Annotated in this window: 3 protein-coding genes and 1 pseudogene; all 4 read left to right on the top strand. The window is 74.1% G+C overall.

Annotated elements, in window-relative coordinates:
- Nucleotides 1-367: pseudogene (locus GTW67_RS21980) on the top strand (ATPase); the annotation flags it as partial.
- 8 nt (nucleotides 368-375) lie between these two features.
- Nucleotides 376-1,932 carry a sodium:solute symporter family transporter gene (locus tag GTW67_RS21975; protein WP_161166523.1) on the top strand — a complete coding sequence of 519 codons (1,557 nt, stop codon included), beginning with the start codon at nucleotides 376-378 and terminating at the stop codon, nucleotides 1,930-1,932.
- A 136-nt stretch (nucleotides 1,933-2,068) separates the two neighbouring features.
- Complete coding sequence (locus tag GTW67_RS21970) at nucleotides 2,069-3,265, top strand: anhydro-N-acetylmuramic acid kinase (protein WP_161166522.1); 1,197 nt, start codon at nucleotides 2,069-2,071, stop codon at nucleotides 3,263-3,265.
- Nucleotides 3,266-3,274: 9 nt separating this feature from the next.
- Nucleotides 3,275-5,445, top strand: a 2,171-nt coding sequence (locus GTW67_RS21965; RefSeq protein ID WP_161166521.1) for an FAD-binding and (Fe-S)-binding domain-containing protein, incomplete at its 3' end; no start/stop codon positions are given.

Raw genomic sequence — 5,445 nt, 5'->3', positions numbered from 1 at the left:
GGTGGCCCGCGCCGCCGCCGCGGGGGACGACACTGCCGCCGGCATCGTGCGCCGGGCCGCCGCCGCACTGGCCGAGACCGCCCTGACCGCGGCCCGCAGGACCGGCGGCGCCGATGCGCTGCCCGTCGCGCTGACCGGCGGACTCACCGGCCTCGGCGACCTGCTCCTCGGCCCGCTGCGGGCGTCCCTCGCCGACGCCCCCGGGCCCCTCCTGGTCCGGGCCCCGCTCGGAGAACCGCTGGACGGCGCACGCCTGCTGGCACTGGACCAGGCGCTTCCCCACGAATCCCACGTCGTCCGTGCCGGACGGCCGACGACCACCCCCACCGTCCCCACCCGGCCGGCGACCCCGCCGGCCGCCGCTTAGGAGTGAGCGTGCGCCAACTCGACCTCGTGGTGATCGTCGTCTACCTCGTGGCGATCGCCTGGATCGGCCTCAGGCTGGCCGGCCGGCAGAAGACCTCCAAGGACTACTTCGTCGGCGAAGGCCACATGCCGTGGTGGACCGTGGCCTTCTCCGTGGTGGCCACCGAGACCAGCGTCCTCACCGTCATCAGCGTCCCCGGCGGCGCGTACAGCGGCCAGGGCTTCGGCAACGTCGAGCTCGCCCTCGGCTACGTCATCGGCCGCGTCGTCGTGGCCGCCGTGCTGATCCCCCTGTACAAGCGTGGCGGATTCGTCAGCGCCTACCAGTACCTGGGCAGCCGCTTCGGGCTGAAGCTGCAAGGGCTCGCCTCGGTGACCTTCGTCTTCACCCGGCTCCTCGCCGAGGGCGTACGGCTGTTCGCCTCCGCCATTCCGATCAAGCTGCTGCTCGACGAGTTCGGCGTGCACGCGAGCTTCCGCGTCATCATCATCGCCGTCACCGCGGTCACCGTCCTCTACACCTACCTCGGCGGCATCAAGGCGGTCATCTGGACCGACACCATCCAGATGGTCCTGTACGTCGGCGGCGCCCTCCTCGCCATCGGCGTCCTGTCCGCCCACGTCGGCGGCGACGGCTACGCGCAGGCCCTGCACGCGGGCAAGTTCCAGCTGTTCGACACCAACTTCGACCTGGCGCACATCCTCACCAGCCCGTTCGCCCTGCCCACCGCCATCATCGGCGGCGCCATCTTCGCCATGGCCAGCCACGGCTCCGACCAGCTGATGGTGCAGCGCGTCCTGTCCACCCGCTCACTGCGCGACGGCCAGAAGGCCATGATCGCCTCCGGCGTCTTCGTCACCGTCCAGTTCGCCGCGTTCTCCCTCGTCGGAGCGCTCCTGTGGTCGTACAACAAGGGCCGCAGCTTCGAGGAAATGGGCCTGAGCAGCACCGACAACCTCTACCCCGAGTTCATCCTGCACGGGCTGCCCGTGGTCGTCTCCGGACTCCTCGTGGCCGGCATCCTCGGCGCCGCGATGGGCTCCCTGTCCTCGGCGCTCAACTCCATGTCCAACTCGACGGTCGCCGACATCATCCACAGCTTCTTCCGCAGCACCCCGTCCGAGGAGTTCCTGCTCAAGATCGCCCGGGTGATGACCCTGGTCTGGGCGGTGCTGATGGCCGTCTTCGCCTGCGCCTTCAGCACCAGCACCGGCAACGTCTACCTGACCGGCCTCACCATCGCCGGCTACACCTACGGCGCGCTGCTCGGCGCGTTCCTGCTCGGGCGCCTCGTCCGGCGGGCCAACGAGACCGACTCCGTCGTGGCGTTCCTCGTGACCATCGCCGTGATGACGTACCTCGTGCGCGGCGTGAAGATCGACGTCACCGTGGCGGGCGCCACCGTGCCGACGGGCATCGCCGCCCAGTGGCTGGTGCCGATCGGCGTCGTGGTCACCCTGGCCGTCGGCGCGCTCATGAGCCTCTTCCACCGCGCCCCGGACGCCGCGGAGGGCATCGACGGCACCGACCCGGACCGCGTCGAGACGGCCGCCGTCGGGAAATGACGGCGCCGACGCGCCACCGCGCCGGGGTCCCCGTCAGGGCCCCGGCCCCGTACCCTGCCGAGAACTTCCCTGGAGCAGCCATGCCGCAGCCACGGCAGACCCCGGCCACGCGCCGCACCGCGCGCCGGGAGGCGTCGTGCGCGTGATCGGCCTGATGTCGGGTACCTCCTACGACGCCATCGAGGCCGCCGCCGCCGACCTCACCCTGGACGGCGACACCCTGCTCATGCGGCCGCTCGGCCACCTCTCCGCCCCCTACCCGGACGGGCTGCGCGACCTCATCTCCGCCACCCTGCCGCCGGCCGCCACGACCACCCAGGACGTGTGCGCCCTGGACACCGGAGTCGGGCAGGCCTTCGCCGCGGCCGCCGGGCGCGCCCTCGGTGAACTGTGCGACGGCGCCGCCGACCTGGTCGTCTCGCACGGCCAGACCATGCACCACTGGGTGGAGGACGGCACCGTCCGAGGCACCCTCCAACTCGGGCAGCCCGCCTGGATCGCCGAGGCCACCGGCCTCCCGGTCGTCTCCGACCTGCGCAGCCGGGACGTCGCCGCGGGCGGCCAGGGCGCCCCGCTGGTCGGCATGACCGACACGATGCTGCTGCGCGCGCTGCCCGGCACACCGGCCGCCCTCAACCTCGGCGGCATCGCCAACGTCACCGTCGTCGCCCCCGGCGCCGAGCCGCTGGCCTTCGACACGGGGCCGGCCAACGCCCTGTTGGACGCGGCCGTACGGCACTTCACGCACGGCGCCGCCGCCTACGACGAGGACGGCCGCCGGGCAGCCGCCGGCCGCACCAGCCCCGCGCTCCTCGCGGCCCTGCTCGACGACCCGTACTACCTCAGGCCCGCCCCCAAGAGCACCGGCAAGGAACACTTCCACCTGCCCTACCTGCTGCGGGCACTGGACAAGGCGCCCACTCCCGGCACCGACGACGTCCTCGCCACCCTGACCCGGCTCACCGCCGTCACCGTCGCCGGCGCCTGCCGCGACCACGGCGTCACCGAACTCGTCGTCTCCGGCGGCGGCACCCGCAACCCCGTCCTGATGCGCACGCTCGCCGACGAACTGCCCGGCGTGCCCCTGCGCCCCAGCGACGCCCTCGGCATGCCCTCCGACGCCAAGGAGGCCCTGGCCTTCGCGGTCCTCGGCTTCCTCACCGTGCACGGCCTGCCCGGCACCCTCCCCTCGGGCACCGGCGCCCGCCGGGCCACCCTTCTGGGCAGCATCACCCCCGGCGGGTCCCCGCTGCGCCTGCCCGAACCCGCGGCCCGCGCGCCACGCCTGCTGCGGATCACCGACCGGCCCGTCCCGTCCGCCGACCAGCCGTAGCGAGGAGCCATGCCCACCACCCCTGCCGCACCTCCCGCCGGCCTGGCCGACCTGCTGGCCGGCTGCGTCGCCGACCCCGCGCGGGTGACCGTCGACGTGCCCCGCCGCGTCGCCGCCGCGCACGACGCGTCGCCCTACCTGTTCACGCCGCGGGCCGTCGTGCGCGCCGCGACCGCCGCCGAGGTGGGCGCGCTGATGGCCGGGGCACGCGCCGCGGGCCTGCCCCTGACCCTGCGGTCGGGAGGCACCAGCCTGTCGGGACAGGCGGGCGGCGACGGCGTCCTCGTGGACGTGCGCAGTCACTGGCGCTCCGCCGAGGTGCTCGACGACGGGCGGCGCATCCGCCTCCAACCCGGGCTGACGGTACGTCAGGCCAACGCCCGGCTCGCCCGGTACGGACGCCGGCTCGGCCCGGACCCGGCGAGCGAGTCGGCCTGCACGATCGGCGGCCTCGTCGCCAACAACTCCAGCGGCATGAACTGCGGCACCCGCGACAACGCCTACCGGACCATGGAGTCCCTGCAATTCGTCCTGCCCTCCGGCACCGTCGTCGACACCGCGGCCCCCGACGCGGACCAGGCCCTGCGCGCCCGCGAACCCGAGCTGCACGCCGGGCTGCTGCGCCTGCGCGACCGCGTACGGGACTCGGCCGCCTCCCGCGCCACCGTCGAGCGGCTGTTCTCCCTGAAGAACACCATGGGCTACGGCCTCAACGCGTTCCTGGACCACACCGCGCCGGCCGACATCCTCGCCCACCTGATGATCGGCAGCGAGGGCACCCTCGGCTTCGTCGGCGAGGCCGTCTTCCGCACCGTACCGCTGCTGCCGCACGCCGCGACGGGCCTGCTGGTGCTGCCCGGCCTCGCCGAGGCCACCGACGCCCTGCCCGCCCTGCTGGCCGCAGGCGCCCGCACCGCCGAACTCCTCGACGCCGCCTCCCTGCGCGTGGCGCAGCGCTCCCCGGACCCGGTGGACGCCCTGCGCGGGCTGCGCGTCGAGCAACACGCGGCGCTCCTCGTGGAGTTCGCCGAGGACAGCGCCGCGCTGCTGGACGAGCGGACGAAGGCCGCGCAGCCGATGCTGGACCGCCTGCCCGCCGTCGGTCCCACCGCGCTCGTCCGCGACCCCGCCGTGCGGGCCCGGCTCTGGCACCTGCGCAAGGGCCTCTACACCGCCGTCGCCGGCGCCCGCCGCCCCGGCACCACCGCACTGCTTGAGGACATCGCGGTGCCCATGGAACGACTGACCCGCACCTGCGACGGACTGACCGGCCTCTTCGACCGGCACGGCTACCAGGACGCGGTCATCTTCGGCCACGCCCGCGACGGCAACCTCCACTTCATGCTCACCCAGGCCTTCGACACCCCGGCGGAGACCGAGCGCTACGCCCGCTTCACCGACGCCATGGTCGACCTCGTCCTCGACGCCGGCGGCACCCTGAAGGCCGAGCACGGCACCGGACGGGCCATGGCGCCCTTCGTCCGCCGCCAGTACGGCGACGAACTGTACGACGTGATGCGGGAGTTGAAGCGCCTGTGCGACCCGCACGGAGTGCTGAACCCCGGCGTTCTCATCGAGGACGACCCGGCCGCCCACCTCCGCAACCTCAAGAGCGTCCCCGAGGTCGACCCGGCCGTCGACGCCTGCGTCGAGTGCGGCTACTGCGAACCGGTCTGCCCCACGGCCGACGCCACCACTACACCCCGCCAGCGCATCGTCCTGCAACGCGAGATCGCGCTGGCGGCCGCCGCCGGCGACGAGGAGCGCCGGCGCGCCCTGGAGGACGACTACGCCTACGCCGCCGTCGACAGCTGTGCCGCCGACAGTCTCTGCGTCACCGCCTGCCCGGTCGTCATCGACACCGGAGCCGTCATGAAACGCCTGCGCGCCGAACGCCACGGCGCCCTGTCCCAGCGCACCGGCAACGCCGTCGCACGGCGGTGGGGGAGTGCCGTGAAGGGCGTGCGGCTCGCGCTGAACACCGCCCACGCCGCGCCCGCGCCCGCCGTCCGCGCCGCCACGGATGCCGTCCGCCGGCTGGGCGCGGCGGAACTGGTGCCCGCCTGGACCGACGACATCCCGCGCGGCGGTCCGGCCCGGCCCGCGCCCCGGCGTCCCGCCGACGCACGGGCGGTGTTCTTCGCCGCCTGCATCGGCAGCGTCTTCGCACCGGAGGCGCG

It is taken from the genome of Streptomyces sp. SID5910 (genome assembly GCF_009862125.1).
Taxonomy (GTDB): Bacteria; Actinomycetota; Actinomycetes; order Streptomycetales; family Streptomycetaceae; genus Streptomyces.
Note: the sequence above shows the minus strand (reverse complement) of the source record. Positions and strands in the feature narration are given on the sequence as shown.